The organism is Pseudorhodobacter wandonensis (assembly GCF_001202035.1).
Taxonomy (GTDB): Bacteria; Pseudomonadota; Alphaproteobacteria; order Rhodobacterales; family Rhodobacteraceae; genus Pseudorhodobacter; species Pseudorhodobacter wandonensis.
Window position 1 is genome coordinate 186,425 of the sequence record NZ_LGHT01000025.1, and the last position, 15,447, is coordinate 201,871.

The following is a 15,447-nucleotide window of genomic DNA, read 5'->3' on the forward strand; positions in this document are numbered from 1 at the left end:
GGTCTAGCCCCCGGTCGGCAGTGGCAAGGCAACAATCAGCGAAAGCAGCATGACCAGCACCACGGCGCCTGACATCGCGTCAAACCTGTCCAAAAATCCGCCATGGCCGGGAATCAGGTTCGAGCTGTCTTTGACGCCGGTGCGCCGTTTGATCCAGCTTTCGGCAATGTCGCCCATTTGGCCCGCGAACGACACAACTGCCGAAAGCAGGATAATGCCTGCCGGTGCGTTGCCCGTTGCCCAGAACGCCAACCCGATACCGGCGGCGCCAAGCCAACCGGCGGCTGTGCCGGACCATGTTTTCTTGGGGCTGATTGCCGGCCAGAATTTGGGGCCGCCCAAGCTGCGGCCGGCGAAATAGCCCATGACATCCGAGATGACGACAACCAGCACCAGCCAGACAATCACCGCTGTGCCGCCATCCTGACGCAGGCTGATCAGGCCAAACCCCGTGATCATGACGCCTGCCGCCCAAGCAGCTGCCAAAACGCCGTCTTTGCGCGGTGTCAGCAGGAAGGCCAGCGACGGCACCAAAAGCAGGCCAATTACAACCGCACAAGGTGAGACCAGCGCCACTGCAAGGCAAACCGCGCCAAGGGCTGCCAGCAAAAGTGGCAGTTGTACCGGCGAAAGGCCAAAGGGGCCGTAGGTGGTTTTGAGGCCCGTGATATTGGCCAATTCCCACAGCATGATCGCCGCAAGCACCAGAACCATTGCCGTAAACACGACACCGCCGGCCCAGATACCGATGGTGGCGACACAGATCATCACCGCAGCCGAGAGCATTCGGGGACGCAGGTCTTGCCAGCGGTTTGCGGGGCTGTTTGCGGGATCTGTCATTATGGGGATACCCCTCCGAAACGCCGCTCGCGATTGCCAAAGCGGACCAAGATGTCAGCCAGTTCCTGCGGGCCGAAATCGGGCCAGAGGGTCGGGGTGAATTCATATTCGGCGTAGATGGATTGCCAGACCAGAAAGTTTGACGTGCGGGTTTCGCCCGAGGTGCGGATCACCAGATCGGGGTCTGGAATGCCGCCGGTATCAAGCCGCGCCGAGATTGCGTCTTCGGTCACGTCTTCGGGTTTCAGCCGCCCTTCGGCCACGTCTTGCATCATGCCACGTGTTGCACGCAGAATTTCGTCGCGGCCGCCGTAGTTGATGGCGACTGTCAGGTTCAGGCGGGAAAATTCGGCGGTGCGCGCCTCGATTCCGGACATCAGCTTGCGCAGCTTGGGGTCGAGTTTCGTGCGATCACCGATAAAGCGCACGCGCACCCCTTCGGAGGCCATACGGTCAGACTCGCGCTGGATGTAACGCGCGAAAATCGACATGAGGCCGAGGACTTCCTCGGTCGAGCGCCGCCAGTTTTCGGTTGAGAAGGCAAAAACCGTTAACCACTTGATCCCCAAATCAGGTGCGGCCGTGACGATTTGCTTGACACGTTCCGCCCCTTTGCGGTGGCCAACCAGCCGCGGCCAACCGCGATTGGTGGCCCAGCGACCATTGCCATCCATAATAATGGCGACATGCTCGACCGGCTGGGCCTTGATGGGGGTTGTAGTTGCTGACACTGGCACGCCTTATACTCGGTCGGATAGACGATGGGTTACATAATCGCTAACGCCGTTAAACCTGCATGATTTCCTGTTGCTTGGCCTCAAGCGCCTTATCGACGGCGGCAATGGCTTTGTCTGTCAGCTCTTGTACGGTGCTTTCCCAGAACTTCTGGTCATCTTCGGAAATACCATCGGCCTTGGCCTTTTTCACCTGATCCATGCCATCGCGGCGGATGTTGCGGATCGAGACTTTGGCGCTTTCGGCATATTGGCCGGCCACTTTGGTCAGCTCGCGGCGGCGTTCTTCGTTCAGTTCTGGAATGGGCAGCATGATAATGGTGCCGTTCAACTGCGGGTTGATGCCGAGGCCGGATTCGCGGATAGCCTTTTCAACTTTGCCGACAAGGCCTTTGTCCCAGACGTTGATCGTAACCATACGCGGTTCGGGCACGTTGACGGTCGCAACCTGATTGAGCGGTGTAAGCGAGCCGTAGGCATCAACCATGATAGGATCAACCATCGAGGCCGAGCCGCGACCGGTGCGCAGCGTGCCGAATTCAGCGCGCAGCGCCGTGTGCGCGCCCTCCATCCGGCGTTCCAGATCGTCGGTATCAAGCATGAAATCGTCTGACATTATAGCCTCTTAGCACGGTTAGAGCCCCCGTTCGGGCGCGTTTTACTGCTTATAGACCCAAGAATGGCCTATGTATAGAAGAAGGGTTACAGGCCTAGCCATGCACCTTGGTATAGGTGCCTTTGCCGGCCAGAATACCGCGGAAACCGCCGGGTTCATCCAGACTGAACACGATGATCGGCAAGTTATTGTCACGGGCAAGGGCGATGGCGCTGGCATCCATGACGCCGAGGTGTTTTTGCAGCACTTCGTCATAAGTTACAGTATCATAGCGCTTGGCATCGGCATGTTTCTTTGGGTCTTTGTCATAGACGCCATCAACTTTGGTGCCTTTGAAAATCGCCTCGCAGGCCATTTCATTGGCGCGCAAAGTCGCTGCTGTATCGGTGGTGAAATAGGGGTTTCCGGTGCCTGCCGCAAAGATGCAAACGCGCTTTTTTTCAAGATGGCGCACGGCGCGGCGACGGATATAGGGTTCACAAACCTGATCCATGGGAATCGCGGAAATCACGCGGGTGTGGATTTTGAGGTCTTCGAGTGCGGCCTGCATCGCCAGCGCGTTCATCACGGTGGCCAGCATCCCCATATAATCGGCAGTTGTGCGTTCCATGCCCTGCGCCGACCCTTGCAGGCCGCGAAAGATATTGCCGCCGCCGATAACCATGCAAATCTCAACCCCCAGATCATGCACGGTTTTCACCTCTTGCGCGATGCGGGCCACAGTTGGCGGGTGCAAGCCAAAGCCTTGGTCACCCATCAGCGCCTCGCCCGAAATTTTAAGCATGACGCGGCCGTGGATGGTGTCGGCGGGGGAAAGATTGACGGGCATTGAACGGGTTCCTGACTGGCTGGCGCGGATCTGTTGCAGATCACGGCTTGGACTGCGGTGTAAAATGTCGCAAAACGGGGCAAGGTTCAACCATAGATCGGGCATTGAACGGGCAATGATTTGGTTGGATGGGCGTAGAGCCCGAGGAGAAGGGTTGCGGGGAAAGGGTGGCGGGGGCTGCCTGCCCCCCTTGCCCTGACGGGCAATTCCCCCCGGAGGTATTTGGGGCCAAGATGAAGCATGGGGCCGAAGTGATTGAGACTTTATCTATTGTCGGGGATATTCCCGCCGAAACGCCGGTATTGATTGCCGGCCCCACGGCAAGCGGGAAGTCAGCGCTGGCTGCCAAGATTGTCGCGCGCTCTGGCGGGGTTGTGGTGAATGCGGATGCCTTGCAGGTGTACAGCTGTTGGCGGGTGCTGACGGCGCGCCCGAGTGTCGAGGAAGAAGCCGCCCTGCCCCACCGGCTGTATGGCCACGTCGGGCGCGACCAGCCTTATTCGGTTGGTCATTGGTTGCGCGAGGTGCAGACGGTACTGGCCGAAGGAATGCGGCCGGTTATTGTGGGCGGGACGGGTCTGTATTTCAGTGCATTGACTGATGGTTTGGCCGAGATACCGGCAACGCCTGCGGCGGTGCGGGCGCTGGCGGATGCGCGGATGGTAACCGAGGGTAATGCAGCGCTTTTGGCCGAGTTGGACAGCGTCACTGCGGCACGAATCGATGTGATGAACCCTGCACGGGTGCAACGGGCCTGGGAGGTGTTGCAAACCACCGGGCGCGGATTGGCGGCGTGGCAAGACGAGACCGCGCCTGCGCTAATGCCTTTGGACAGCGTTGTGCCGATTGTGTTGCGGCCGCAGGTCGATTGGTTGAACGCGCGGATTGACATGCGGTTTGACCAGATGATGGATTTGGGCGCGTTGGACGAAGTGCGGGCCGAATTGCCATTCTGGCAACCGACGCGGGCATCTGCGCGGGCCATCGGTGCGCCGGAACTGGTTGCGCATTTGCGGGGCGAGATGTCGCGCGAGGCAGCGGTCGAGGCGGCCAAAATTGCCACGCGCCAATATGCAAAACGCCAGCGCACCTGGTTTCGAAACCGGATGAAACAGTGGAAAGCGCTTGATCCGGCCACGTTTTAGGGCTGAAATCGACCAAAGCTGTGGATAGATCTGTGGATTGGTTCGATTTTTGTCATTTTGTCCTTGGGTATCGGGCAAAGTGGTTGTTAACCTATTGCAACGCAGCATTTGCCAACACACCTGGACCCTATAGCCATGCAAGATCTTTCAGCCATTTCCCAATTGCGTGTGATTGCCATTCCGCGGCTGGCCGCGAACGGGCGGTGGCGGGTTGAGGCGATGCGGGCGCTGTCTGAGCCGCTGTTGCTGTGGTTTACCAAAGGTCAGGGGCGGATCACGATTGCGGGCTCGACCCGCGGCTATACTGCCAATAACGCGGTGTTCATTCCGGCAGGGGTGATGCACGGTTTCGAAGTGGGGCCGCAGGTGTTCGGGACAGCCGTATATTTCGGCAAGAATTGCGACATCACGCTGCCAACCGCGCCGCAGCATCTGCGGGTGCGCGAGACGTTTGTGCAGCAGGAGTTGAACGTCACGCTTGATGCGATTGTGCGCGAGATGACCAGCGACACGCCGGCGCATGACCGCGCGACCTTGCATTATTTGGGCTTGCTTGGGGTTTGGCTGGAAAGGCAGGTGCAAAAAGGTGCCGAAGAGGTCAAGCGCCCCGATGCGGGCCAGCGCCTTGTTGCGCGCTATTCCAACCTGTTGGAACGAAATTTCCGCGATGGTATGGGGGTTGCCGATTTTGCCAGCGCGCTGGGCGTGACCCCGACCCATCTGACGCGCTGCTGTAATCAGGCCTGCGGCAAGTCGGCCTCGACCATGTTGCAAGACCGGGTGATCTTCGAGGCCCGCAGCCTGTTATTGGAAACGAAAATCCCCGTCGGGCAGATTGCGACGGCGCTGGGTTTTGCCTCGCCCGCCTATTTCACGCGCGCATTCCAGCACAAAACCGGCAAATCGCCATCGGCCTTCCGCAAAGAGAAGTAACCAAAGCAAGGCGCAGATTTGCGTTTTTGAACCTGCCCTTTGGCGGGGCTTGATGTCGCTTTTGTGCGAATTTCAGGCGAATTTCGTCGTTGACCGTCATTGAAAATCGTGCCCGTATGGAGAGGACGCTGCATGCGCTTGCGCTGCGCCTCATAAAAACAAGTTTCGAAACGGCCTTGGCTGAATTTTGAAACACTACAATTAGGGAGATTCGTACGAAATGAACGACGTCACCACAAAGCACCACCCCGCCGCCATCGCCTATGCCGCCGAAGTTGAGGCCGGCACGATGAGCCGCCGGGAATTCTTGACCCGCGCCTCGGCGCTGGGCGTGGCCGCCCCTGCCGCCTATGGCCTGCTGGGCCTGACCGCGCCGGAAGCGAATGCCGCAGGCGAGACCCCCACCATGGGCGGCACGCTGCGCATGGAAATGGAAACCAAAGGCCTGAAAGATCCGCGCACCGCCGATTGGAGCCAGATCGCCAACTTTACCCGTGGCTGGCTGGAATATCTGGTTGAGTATAACAGCGACGGTTCCTTGCGCGGGATGCTGCTGGAAAGCTGGGAAGCCAATGAGGATGCCACATCCTATACCTTGAACGTTCGCAAAGGCGTCAAGTGGAACAATGGCGACGATTTCACCGCCGCAGATGTGGCACGCAATCTGACCCGTTGGTGCGATGGCAATGTCGAAGGCAACTCTATGGCCGGGCGGATGAATGCCTTGATCAATGCCGAAACCAAGCTTGCCAATGACGGTGCGATCGAGGTGGTCGATGACCATACCATCAAGATCACGCTGAACGCGCCCGATATTTCGATTATCGTCGGCATGGCGGATTATCCGGCCGCAGTGGTGCATTCCAGCTATGAGACAGGCGATCCTTCGGCTAACCCGATTGGCACCGGCCCGTATTTGCCAGAAACCAACGAGGTTGGCGTGCGTCAGGTGCTGGCACGCAACGCGGATCACCCATGGTGGGGAACCGATGTTTATGGCGGCCCGTATCTGGATAAGGTCGAATATATCGACCTTGGCACCGACCCTTCGGCCGCGGTTGCAGCTGCCGGTTCGGGCGAGATTGACGCGACGTATCAGACCACCGGCGACTTTATCGATATCCTCGACGGCCTTGGCTGGGAGAAATCCGAGGTTGTGACCGCAGCAACGCTGGCGGTGCGGTTTAACCAAGATGCCGAGGAATATAAGGACGTGCGCGTGCGCAAGGCCTTGTCGATGGCGGTGGATAACAATGTCATTCTGGAACTGGGCTATAACGGCCTTGGGACCGTGGCTGAAAACCACCATGTTTGCCCTATCCACCCGGAATACGCCAAGTTGCCACCGCTAAAGGCCGATCCGGCCGGCGCCCTTGCCTTGCTGACCGAGGCAGGCATGGCGGACCACGAGTTCGAGCTGAAGTCGATTGATGATGCCTGGCAAGCGGCGACCTGTGATGCCGTTGCGGCGCAAATCCGCGATGCAGGGATCAAGATCAAGCGGACGGTTCTGCCCGGATCAACCTTTTGGAATGACTGGCTGAAATATCCGTTCTCGGCCACCGAATGGAACATGCGCCCGCTGGGTGTGCAAATTCTGTCGCTGGCCTATCGCAGCGGCGAGGCGTGGAATGAAGCGGCCTTTAGCAATGAGGAATTTGACACATTGCTGGCCAAGGCCAATTCGATTTCGGATGCAGCCAAGCGCAGCGAGGTGATGAAACGCCTTGAGGAAATCATGCAAGAGCAAGGCGTGCTGATCCAGCCTTATTGGCGCTCGCTCTATCGTCACTTTGACCCCAAGGTTAAGGGTGCCGACATGCATGCGACCTTTGAGCATCACCACTACAAGTGGTGGATCGCAGCGTAATCCGGCGCGTCAAAGGGGGCAAGCCTGCCCCCTTTTCTCGTTTGCACTGCATGGTGCGGCCTTGCGGCTGTACCAATCACGCAACTCCTGCGGGGCGCAGGGGAAGGATACCCAATGGCAATGTTCCTGATCCGACGTTTTGGTATCATGCTGCTGACAGCTTTGTGCCTGACGTTCATCGTGTTTTTCCTGACAAACCTGACACCCAATCTTGAAAAACTGGCGCGGTCTGAAGGTTCGGTGCGGATGTCGGATGCGCAGGTGGCCAGTTGGCTGGAAAACAACGGCTATGCGCAGCCACTGATTGTTCGTTATGGCCAGTGGCTGGGTGCTATGCCCGGCTGGACCAAAGAGATTGACGGCGAGACAACCGGCCGCTGCATCACCGCCGCAATGCCCGCCGCCGATGCACCGCGGTTTTGCGGCGTCTTACAGGGAAACTGGGGGCAATCTACCGTATTCAAACGCCCCGTATCCGAGATTTTGGGCCGCGCGCTTGGCGCAACAGGCTGGTTGATGCTGTGGGTGATGATCATCATGGTGCCATCGGCGCTGACCTTGGGCGTGCTGGCCGGAATGCGCGAAGGCTCGCGCACAGACCGCGTGCTGTCAACGGTGGCCATCGCAACAACCGCCACACCGGAATATGTGTCTGGGGTTATTCTGATCGTGGTCTTGGCCAGCGCCACGGCGGGCATTTCGCCGATCCTGGCCGATTGGGGCTGGATAGAGGGCCGCACCTTGTTCCAAGGCACCGCCACCAGCGCAATGGATGAAATCACATTCTGGAATTTCGGCCTGCCGGTCATCACTGTTGCGCTTTATGGCATGGGCTATATTGCCCGCATGACCCGCGCCTCGATGACCGAGGTGATGACAGCGCAATATATCCGCACCGCAAGGCTAAAGGGCGTGTCGTTTCGACAAGTGGTCATCCGCCACGCACTGCGCAATGCGTTGATTGCGCCGTTTACGGTGATCATGCTGCAATTTCCATGGCTGCTGAACGGTGTTGTTATCGTGGAAACCTTGTTTAATTACAAAGGCTTCGGATGGACACTGGTGCAAGGCGCCGGCAATAATGACATCGAGCTGCTGCTCTCATGCTCGGTCGTGGCGGTTGTTGTGGTGCTGGTCACCCAACTGATTTCCGACATCGGCTATGCCTTCCTTAACCCCCGCATCCGGATTTCCTGAGGAGGACCCAATATGGAAAAGCTTGGCTGGGGCGGCATATTCGCCCAAATGGCAATCCAGTTCTGGCCGGTTTGGGCCGCACTGATCGTAACTTTCGCCGTCTCGATGCATTTCCGCCGCCGTCTTGGCCTGTATGGCAAGCTGTTTGACAGCCGGGTCGGCATGATAGGCTTTGGCATCGTGATGTTTTGGGTGTTTACGGCGCTTTTGGCCGACCAGATCATCACCCATGACCCGCTGGGCCAGCTCTCGGGTATGAAGAATAAGCCACCCGGCACCCCTGCCCCCGATGGCAGCACTTACGCCTATTACCTGCTGGGCGGCGATAACCTTGCGCGCGATGTGTTCAGCCGCGTGGTCATGGGCGCGCGCCGCGTGTTGGCCATTGCCCCCGCTGCCACGCTGTTTGCCTTTATGGTGGGTATTACCTTGGGCCTGCCTGCGGGGTATTTCGCGGGCAAGCTTGATACCGGCTTGTCGTTTCTGGCCAATCTTGTGCTGGCCTTCCCGGTGATCTTGCTGTTTTACCTTCTGGTCACGCCTGAAATCCGCGATACCGGCATCCCGGTCATCCTTGCGGCAGTGCTCTTTATCTTCCCGGTCATCTTTCTTGTGACCCTGTTCCAAAGCCGGTTCTTCACCGATCCCAAACGCCGCAACCTCTATGTTGGCATCACGCTGGTTATCGGTCTCTGGGCCTATTCCGGCCTTGCTTTCAACGCCGACCCCTTGGGCGTCTGGTCGATGGACCCGAACCTGCTGAACGTCTTTGTTGCTGTGGTTTTCGTCAATGCGCCTACGGTCTTTCGCATCGTGCGCGGCATTGTGCTGGATCTGCGCTCGCGTGATTACGTTGCCGCCGGTCAAACCCGTGGCGAAGGCGCATGGTACATCATGCTGTGGGAAATCCTGCCCAACGCCCGTGGCCCCCTTATTGTCGATTTCTGCCTGCGCATCGGCTACACCACCATCCTGCTCGGCACACTCGGCTTTTTCGGCCTCGGCGTCAGCCCCGAGTCGCCTGATTGGGGCTCTACCATCAATGATGGCCGCCGCCTGCTGTCAATTTTCCCGCACCCTGCCGTGGTTCCGGCCATTGCCTTGATGAGCCTGGTTCTCGGCCTCAACCTCCTCGCCGACGGGCTGCGCGAAGAAAGCATGAAAGATTGATGCGTATCATCTATCCACAAATATCCTCGGGGGTCCGGGGGCAGACAGCCCCCGGCGCCGGCCAAGCAGCCTCCCTCCGCAACAGGAGACAAACATGAGCAAAACCGAATGGGACCCGTCCCAACCCATCCTCGAGATCACCAACCTCTCGATTTCTTTCTTCACCCGCCTGCGCGAAATCCCTGCCGTGATGGATTTTTCCTGCACCGTGATGGCGGGCGAGGCGATGGGGTTGGTAGGCGAATCCGGATGTGGCAAATCGACCGTTGCCCTTGCCGTCATGCGCGACCTTGGCAAGAACGGCAAAATCGTCGCAGGTACAATCAAGTTCAAAGGCCGCGACCTGACCACGATGGGCGAGGAAGAGTTGCGCCAGTTGCGCGGCTCGGAAATTGCGATGATCTACCAAGAGCCGATGGCCAGCCTGAACCCCGCGATGACTGTCGGCGCGCAGCTGGCCGAAGTGCCGATGATCCATGAAGGCATGTCCAAAACGGACGCTTGGGCGCTGGCGCGGCAAATCGTGGCCGATGTCCGCCTGCCGGACCCTGATCGCATTGTGAACGCCTATCCGCATCAGCTTTCGGGCGGGCAGCAACAGCGCATCGTCATCGCCATGGCCTTGATGTCAAAGCCCGCGTTGTTGATTTTGGACGAACCCACGACCGCGCTTGATGTGACGGTCGAGGCGGGGATCGTTGATCTGGTTAAGGATTTGGGCAAGAAATACGGCACTTCGATGCTGTTTATCAGCCACAACCTCGGGCTGGTTCTGGATGTTTGCAACCGGTTATGCGTGATGTATTCCGGCGAGGCGGTTGAGACCGGCAATGTCGCCGAAGTCTTTGACAAAATGCGTCACCCCTATACGCAGGCGCTGTTCCGCTCTATCCCGCTGCCGACGGCTGACAAAAATTCGCGTCCTCTGGTCGCCATTCCCGGCAACTTTCCACTGCCGCATGAACGCCCCAAGGGCTGCAACTTTGGCCCGCGTTGTGATTACTTTGAGGCAGGGCGCTGCGATGCGGGGCCGGTTCCGATGGGTGATACCGGTGGCGACAGGCATGCCTCACGCTGCGTGAAATTCGCCGAGATCGACTGGAACGCGCCTTTGGCGGCGGTCAAAACAACCGAAAGAACGCCTGTGGGCGAGGTCGTCTTGAAAATGGAAGACCTGCGCAAATATTACGAGGTCAGCGGCGGCTCGCTGTTTGGCGGTGGCGCACAAAAGGTTGTCAAAGCCAATGAAACGCTGTCGTTTGAGGCGCGCGAAGGTGAAACCTTGGCGATTGTAGGCGAATCCGGATGCGGAAAATCGACCTTTGCCAAGGTGCTGATGGGGTTGGAAACCGCGACCAGCGGCAAGATTTTCCTTTATAATCAGGATATTCAAGACACACCGATTGAAAAGCGCGCAGTGGATACGGTGTCTTCGGTGCAGATGGTGTTTCAAAACCCGTTTGACACGCTGAACCCGTCGATGACGGTCGGGCGGCAGATCATTCGGGCGCTGGAGATTTTTGGCGAAGGCAATTCGGACGAAGAGCGTCGCAATCGCATGCTGGAACTGATGGACCTTGTAAAGCTGCCGCGCGAGTTTGCCGACCGTATGCCGCGTCAGCTTTCGGGCGGGCAAAAGCAGCGCGTTGGTATTGCACGGGCCTTTGCCGGCGGGGCCAAGATTGTGGTCGCGGATGAACCGGTGTCTGCGCTGGATGTGTCGGTGCAGGCGGCTGTTACGGATTTGCTGATGGAAATCCAGCGCAAGAACCGCACGACCCTGCTGTTCATCAGCCATGATTTGTCGATCGTGCGCTACCTCGCGGACCGCGTGATGGTGATGTATCTGGGACATGTCGTCGAACTGGGCACCACCGATCAGGTGTTTAGCCCGCCCTATCATCCCTATACCGAGGCGCTGCTGTCGGCGGTGCCGATTGCCGACACACGCGTGATTAAAAAGCGGATTGTCTTGGAGGGTGATATTCCGTCGGCGATGAACCCGCCGCCCGGTTGCCCGTTCCAGACGCGGTGCCGTTGGAAAGATCAGGTGCCAAACGGGCTTTGCGACCGCGAGGTGCCACCGGTCAAGCATCTGGCAACCGGTCATCAGATCAAGTGCCATCTGTCCGACGATATTTTGACCGAGATGGAGCCGGTTATCACCATCGCGGCCGAATGAAAAAGGGGCCAACTGGCCCCTTTTGTCTAAAACCGCTGATCTGGGTCTTTGGACGCCTTGTGCTTGCGCAAGCGCGATGGCGTATGGAACTTTTTATCCTTAAAGGGGTTCCGGTCGCCCTGCCCGCGCAGCGTGATACGGATTGGCGTGCCGGGCATATCAAAATGGTCACGCAAGCCATTGACCAGATAACGCTTATAGCTTTCCTGCATCAGATCGGGGTGCGAGCACATTACAATAAAGCCCGGTGGACGGGTTTTTACCTGTGTCATATAGCGCAGTTTGATGCGGCGGCCGCCGGGGGCCGGAGGCGGGTGCGCCTCGGTCATCGCTTGCAACCAGGTGTTCAAGCGGTTGGTCGGGATGCGGCGGTTCCAGATGTCATGCGCGCGCATGATGGCCGTGTGCAGCCGGTCCAGCCCGCGGCCGGTTTTGGCAGAAACGGTGACAAGCGGCGCGCCACGCAACTGCGGCAACAAACGCTCAAAGCTTTCGCGCAGCTCGGCCAGTTTTTCCTGCTTTTCGTCCTCAAGGTCCCATTTGTTCACAGCAACGACGACGGCGCGGCCTTCGGTCTCGGCAAAGTCGGCGATGCGCAGATCCTGTTGTTCAAACGGGATTTCCACATCCAGCAACACGACGATCACCTCGGCAAAGCGCACGGCGCGCAAGCCGTCCGAGACCGACATTTTTTCGATCTTGTCGCTGATACGTGCCTTTTTGCGCATACCTGCGGTGTCAAAAATCCGCGTCGGCGTGCCATACCATTCGGTTTTGACCGAGATCGCGTCGCGGGTGATTCCCGCCTCGGGGCCGGTTAACAAGCGGTCTTCACCGATGATCTTGTTGATCAGGGTAGATTTGCCAGCGTTCGGCCGACCGATCACTGCGATTTGCAGCGGCTTGGCGGCTGTGGGTTTGTGCCATTCGGGATCGGCCTCTTGATCGGCCTCATCCTCGGGGATGTCGATGTCAACCAACGGCGCATCGGCCTCGGCGCGTTCCTGAAACTCATCGCCAATCGGGCGCAGCAAGCGATAGAGATCATCGATGCCTTCGCCATGTTCGGCCGAAATGCGAAGCGGTTCGCCAAGGCCCAAAGACCACGCGTCAATCGCGCCGGCATCACCAGCTTTGCCTTCTGATTTATTCACGCCAACGATCACCCGCGCGCCTTTTTTGCGCAGAATGTCAGCAAACACCTCATCCGTGCCGGTCACGCCAACGCGGCCATCCAGCAAGAACAGGCAGACATCGGCCATATCAACCGCGCGTTCGGTCAGGCGGCGCATGCGGCCCTGAAGGCTGTCATCGGTGACATCTTCAAGCCCTGCCGTGTCGATCACGGTAAAGCGCAGGTCAAAGATTTTGCCGTCGCCTTCGCGCAAGTCACGGGTCACGCCCGGCTGGTCATCGACCAGCGCGAGTTTGCGCCCCACAAGGCGGTTGAACAACGTAGATTTGCCCACATTGGGGCGGCCAACTATGGCGAGGGTAAAGCTCATCTTGGCCCCTCCGGGGGCAGGTATAGGAATCGCCCGTTTGCAGGGGGCACAGGTCGGTTTTGCCCCTTTGCAGGGGATTGGGTCAGATCATCAAGCCGTAGGCCATACACGGCTTGGGCGTCAACGGAAAGCCTGAAGTTGGCCGTTGCCCGACACCACATACAAAACACCCCCCGCCAATGCCGGTGAGGACGCAGCCCCGCCTGGCAACGCGACCGAGCCTGCAAGTGTGCCATCAGTCGGGTTGAACATGCGGATCAGCCCGTCACCCGAAGCGACGACCAAGCGGCCACCTGCCAGAACGGGGCCATAATGGGCGGTAATCGGCGCACGTTTCTTTTCTTTGGCGGTGGTATAGTAGGGCATTTCGGTTTCCCAGATTACCTCACCCGTATTGGCATCAAGGCGCACCAGCTTTGCCTCATCCGAGATCAGGAACACCGAACCGCCAACGGGCAAGACGGCGCCATAGGCTGCTTCGCGCGCGGACCAGATCTCATTGCCGGTTGCGGTTTCGATCGCGCTGACGCGGCCGCTTTGGTTGCCGACATAGGTGACAGCACCGTCAACCACCGGATCGCCGGCAATATCGGTGACGCCGGTATAGCCACGGCCCAAGCGCGCGCCCGCAATGCTGGCCGACCAGAGCTTTAGCCCGCCCTTTTTCAAGACAGCGACAAGATCACCCGAGTCGAAGGGGAACAGAACCGTGCGCGGTGTAACCACAGGCGCACCTGCGCCGATCATACCGGTGACCGAGGCCGTTCCCGCCACTTGCCATTCGACCTTTCCGTCTTTGGCGCTGACCGCCCATCCGGTGCCGTCACGGCCGACCACATAGACCAAGCCGTCTTCGACGGTTGGCGCACCGGCGGCAGGGGCACCCAGCTTTTGCCGCCAGACTACGCCGCCGCTGGCAGGGTCAAGGGCGATCAATTCGCCGTTGCCGGTTGACGCAAACACGCGGCCGCTGCCATAGGCAAGGCCACCGCCCGACAGCGCCGGACCACGCGCGCCATCTGGCGCAAGATCGATTGACCAGAGTTTTGCGCCCGCGGTCGAAACTGCCGTCAGGCCAGTCGCGGCATCCATCGCAAATACACGACCATCGGCGACAATCGGGGCGGCGCTGATGCGGTATTGGCGGCTGTTGCCTTTGCCGATATCTGCCGACCAGATGCGCACAGGTGCAGCAGAGAGCGTAGCATTTGGCAACAAATGCTGGGCGTTATCCGAGCGATGCGTCCAATCGGCATTGACGCGAGCGGCAGGAATGCTGATCGGGACGGATTTGTTTTCAACAACCCCGAATGTATCGGTGGGGGCGGCTTTGCCCTCTTCTACCATGCTTTCGCTTAGGGGCGCACGGGCATTGAACCGCTCGCCTTGCAAGATAAGCTCCTTTTCGCATCCAGCGAGCAAAGCAAGCCCAGCCAGCAAGCACAGGGTTTTGCCCGATTTGGTCCGCGTGTCAGAAAAAGCGTTCATATCCTGTCTGCCCTTTGTCCAGCGCCGGTTGCGCAGTATGTTCTGTCTCTATGTTCTCTGTGCCGAGAAGTGAAAGCAAGCCTGTGTTACCGGCCTGCCTGCCATAGCCTAACTTTTTTCGATTTGTCCGCCCAGTGCCTCGATCATCTGGCCTGCGCGTTGGCGCAAACCGGTCGGGGCCTCTTGGTCGGTCGAGAGGGTTTGCAATTGCTTGAGCGCGGCATCCGGTTCGCCTGCCTCTATCGACAGGTAGGCCAGTTGTTCCAACGCCAGCGTGCGGAAGGCGCGCCCCGGTGCGGTCAGCGGGTCAAGCGCCGCGCGGCGGGATGAGACATCCATATCCGCGCCTGCAAGGATGACACGGCGCAAAACCGCCAGATCACGATAGAGCTGCGGCACGGTGGCATCATTGGCCACAGCGTCAAGTGCAGCCAAAGAGCCGGCTTTGTCGCCAACCACGTCCGAGGCCAGCATCAACTTTTGAATGGCAAGACGGTCGGGGTTGCCACCTGCTGTGCTTGCAGCATCCACCAGCGCTTTGCGGCGTGCATCGGGGCTGTTTTCATCCAATGCGGTCAGCAGCCCGTCACCAAAGGCTTTGGCTTCGGTCGCATGGGTGGCTTTGGTCCATTCGGTATAGGCGGCACCGCCCACGATGCCGATCACCAAAACCGCGCCAATCCAGCCATACTTGCGGAAGGTCGCAAACAGCCGGTCGCGGCGAACCTCTTCGGTGACCTCTTCGATAAAGCTTTCTGTGTCGCTCACGCCTGTCTCCAATTCTTTGCAACTGTCTTACACGCAAGGCCAAGGGCTTGCCAAGCCCTGCCCCGCCGCCGGCGCAAGCTTCGTGCCGTGATCACCGGCATTTCTTTTGAATTGGGCGCAATTTTTCCTATTCGGGTCGCAAAGCCAAGGGTTTCGCACGCTAAGGGCGC

Annotated in this window: 13 protein-coding genes; 6 read left to right on the forward strand and 7 right to left on the reverse strand. The window is 59.0% G+C overall.

What is annotated here, in order from left to right; genetic code table 11:
• Positions 1 to 3 precede the first annotated feature (3 nt).
• From AKU79_RS04925 to pyrH, 4 genes are all read right to left on the reverse strand, one after another.
• Entirely contained in the window at positions 4 to 840 is an 837-nt protein-coding gene (locus AKU79_RS04925) for a phosphatidate cytidylyltransferase (RefSeq protein ID WP_050522452.1), read from the reverse strand.
• Positions 840 to 1,514 carry a polyprenyl diphosphate synthase gene (gene uppS / locus AKU79_RS04930; RefSeq protein WP_082223929.1) on the reverse strand — a complete coding sequence of 225 codons (675 nt, stop codon included), beginning with the start codon at positions 1,512 to 1,514 and terminating at the stop codon, positions 840 to 842. Before uppS ends, AKU79_RS04925 begins: the two co-directional genes overlap by 1 nt.
• Positions 1,515 to 1,626: 112 nt before the next feature.
• A complete protein-coding gene (gene frr / locus AKU79_RS04935) occupies positions 1,627 to 2,190 on the reverse strand; it encodes a ribosome recycling factor (protein WP_050522454.1) in 564 nt (187 codons plus the stop codon).
• A 94-nt stretch (positions 2,191 to 2,284) separates the two neighbouring features.
• On the reverse strand, positions 2,285 to 3,019 hold the full coding sequence (pyrH, locus tag AKU79_RS04940) for a UMP kinase (protein ID WP_050522747.1): 735 nt from the start codon (positions 3,017 to 3,019) through the stop codon (positions 2,285 to 2,287).
• 233 nt (positions 3,020 to 3,252) lie between these two features.
• Between pyrH and miaA the strand changes: the two genes are divergently transcribed.
• From miaA to AKU79_RS04970, 6 genes are all read left to right on the forward strand, one after another.
• Positions 3,253 to 4,164 (forward strand): tRNA (adenosine(37)-N6)-dimethylallyltransferase MiaA, encoded by a 912-nt coding sequence (miaA, locus tag AKU79_RS04945; protein ID WP_050522455.1) that lies wholly within the window; start codon positions 3,253 to 3,255, stop codon positions 4,162 to 4,164.
• Positions 4,165 to 4,299: 135 nt separating this feature from the next.
• Complete coding sequence (locus AKU79_RS04950) at positions 4,300 to 5,097, forward strand: AraC family transcriptional regulator (protein ID WP_050522456.1); 798 nt, start codon at positions 4,300 to 4,302, stop codon at positions 5,095 to 5,097.
• 220 nt (positions 5,098 to 5,317) lie between these two features.
• A complete protein-coding gene (locus AKU79_RS04955) occupies positions 5,318 to 6,967 on the forward strand; it encodes an ABC transporter substrate-binding protein (protein WP_050522457.1) in 1,650 nt (549 codons plus the stop codon).
• Between the two features lie 114 nt (positions 6,968 to 7,081).
• The gene (locus AKU79_RS04960) at positions 7,082 to 8,164 is read left to right on the forward strand and encodes an ABC transporter permease (RefSeq protein ID WP_050522458.1); all 1,083 of its coding nucleotides are present in this window, start codon (positions 7,082 to 7,084) and stop codon (positions 8,162 to 8,164) included.
• Positions 8,165 to 8,176: 12 nt separating this feature from the next.
• Positions 8,177 to 9,334 carry an ABC transporter permease gene (locus AKU79_RS04965; RefSeq protein WP_050522459.1) on the forward strand — a complete coding sequence of 386 codons (1,158 nt, stop codon included), beginning with the start codon at positions 8,177 to 8,179 and terminating at the stop codon, positions 9,332 to 9,334.
• Between the two features lie 94 nt (positions 9,335 to 9,428).
• A complete protein-coding gene (locus AKU79_RS04970; protein ID WP_050522460.1) occupies positions 9,429 to 11,516 on the forward strand; it encodes an ABC transporter ATP-binding protein in 2,088 nt (695 codons plus the stop codon).
• 26 nt (positions 11,517 to 11,542) lie between these two features.
• Here the strand turns inward: AKU79_RS04970 and der are convergent, their stop codons facing one another.
• The 3 genes from der to AKU79_RS04985 all read right to left on the reverse strand — a co-directional run bounded on the left by der (position 11,543) and on the right by AKU79_RS04985 (position 15,277).
• Positions 11,543 to 13,021: a ribosome biogenesis GTPase Der gene (gene der / locus AKU79_RS04975; protein WP_050522461.1), complete on the reverse strand. Its 1,479-nt coding sequence runs from the start codon at positions 13,019 to 13,021 to the stop codon at positions 11,543 to 11,545.
• A 120-nt stretch (positions 13,022 to 13,141) separates the two neighbouring features.
• Positions 13,142 to 14,509: an outer membrane protein assembly factor BamB family protein gene (locus tag AKU79_RS04980; RefSeq protein WP_050522462.1), complete on the reverse strand. Its 1,368-nt coding sequence runs from the start codon at positions 14,507 to 14,509 to the stop codon at positions 13,142 to 13,144.
• Positions 14,510 to 14,617: 108 nt separating this feature from the next.
• Positions 14,618 to 15,277 (reverse strand): hypothetical protein, encoded by a 660-nt coding sequence (locus AKU79_RS04985; protein ID WP_050522463.1) that lies wholly within the window; start codon positions 15,275 to 15,277, stop codon positions 14,618 to 14,620.
• Positions 15,278 to 15,447 lie beyond the last annotated feature (170 nt).

What these genes read in the sequence shown, in the direction of transcription:
- frr (WP_050522454.1), bottom strand. Translation starts at nt 2,190, where the DNA reads ATGTCAGACGATTTCATGCTTGATACCGACGATCTGGAACGCCGGATG.
- pyrH (WP_050522747.1), bottom strand. Translation starts at nt 3,019, where the DNA reads ATGCCCGTCAATCTTTCCCCCGCCGACACCATCCACGGCCGCGTCATG.
- AKU79_RS04925 (WP_050522452.1), bottom strand. Translation starts at nt 840, where the DNA reads ATGACAGATCCCGCAAACAGCCCCGCAAACCGCTGGCAAGACCTGCGT.
- uppS (WP_082223929.1), bottom strand. Translation starts at nt 1,514, where the DNA reads ATGGATGGCAATGGTCGCTGGGCCACCAATCGCGGTTGGCCGCGGCTG.
- AKU79_RS04970 (WP_050522460.1), top strand. Translation starts at nt 9,429, where the DNA reads ATGAGCAAAACCGAATGGGACCCGTCCCAACCCATCCTCGAGATCACC.
- miaA (WP_050522455.1), top strand. Translation starts at nt 3,253, where the DNA reads ATGAAGCATGGGGCCGAAGTGATTGAGACTTTATCTATTGTCGGGGAT.
- AKU79_RS04965 (WP_050522459.1), top strand. Translation starts at nt 8,177, where the DNA reads ATGGAAAAGCTTGGCTGGGGCGGCATATTCGCCCAAATGGCAATCCAG.
- AKU79_RS04955 (WP_050522457.1), top strand. Translation starts at nt 5,318, where the DNA reads ATGAACGACGTCACCACAAAGCACCACCCCGCCGCCATCGCCTATGCC.
- AKU79_RS04950 (WP_050522456.1), top strand. Translation starts at nt 4,300, where the DNA reads ATGCAAGATCTTTCAGCCATTTCCCAATTGCGTGTGATTGCCATTCCG.
- AKU79_RS04960 (WP_050522458.1), top strand. Translation starts at nt 7,082, where the DNA reads ATGGCAATGTTCCTGATCCGACGTTTTGGTATCATGCTGCTGACAGCT.
- der (WP_050522461.1), bottom strand. Translation starts at nt 13,021, where the DNA reads ATGAGCTTTACCCTCGCCATAGTTGGCCGCCCCAATGTGGGCAAATCT.
- AKU79_RS04980 (WP_050522462.1), bottom strand. Translation starts at nt 14,509, where the DNA reads ATGAACGCTTTTTCTGACACGCGGACCAAATCGGGCAAAACCCTGTGC.